General features: G+C 75.5%; 1 protein-coding gene. It reads right to left on the bottom strand.

The features are described from left to right. Window positions 1-638: hypothetical protein (locus tag FUT87_RS29695; RefSeq protein ID WP_186830816.1), on the bottom strand; the 638-nt coding region annotated here is incomplete at both ends.

Here is a 638-nt window from a genome sequence, read left to right as displayed (position 1 = left end):
CCCGCAACACGGCGGGCGCGCCCGGCGGCGGCGGCCGCCGGCGCACCCGCGTCGCGCCGCCGCTGGTGCCGATCCAGGCGTCGCCGGCGGCGTCCAGCAGGAAGCTGTCGTCATTGACGTCGTTCCACACCAGGCCGCTGTCGCGGTCCAGCAGGCCCAGCCACTCGCCCTGCGGGCCGAGGCGGAAGACGCCCCGTCCGGTGCCCAGCCAGATCTCGTTCCCCGGGCCGTGGACCACCCACATCGGATCGGCCCCGCCGAAGGACGCCTTGGGGATCCGCCGCCGCAGCTGCGCGCGGTCGCCGGACAAGGTGTAGGTCGCCACGCCCTGGTCGTTCGAGGCCCACAGCGCGCCATCCGCGACCGTCGCGGTGTAGGCCGTGAGCACCCGGCCCTGGTCGTCGCGCAGCGGCACCCAGGCGTCGCCTTGCGCGCGGAAGGCCTGCCACCGGACGTTGATGAACCAGTCCGTCGTGCCGTCGCTGAAGACCGAGATGGCCGGCTCGCCGCCGGGCAGGTCGGCGGCGACCGGCTCGCGCTTCACGCCGCCCCGGGGCTGGGGGATCAGCCGCTCGATCCGCGAGCGGCTCGTGAGGTAGAGCTGTCCGCCATGGCCGGCCAGCAGGCCCAGCAGCGCG

This window comes from Mitsuaria sp. TWR114 (assembly GCF_007997345.1).
This window is presented reverse-complemented; position numbering and strand designations above follow the sequence as displayed.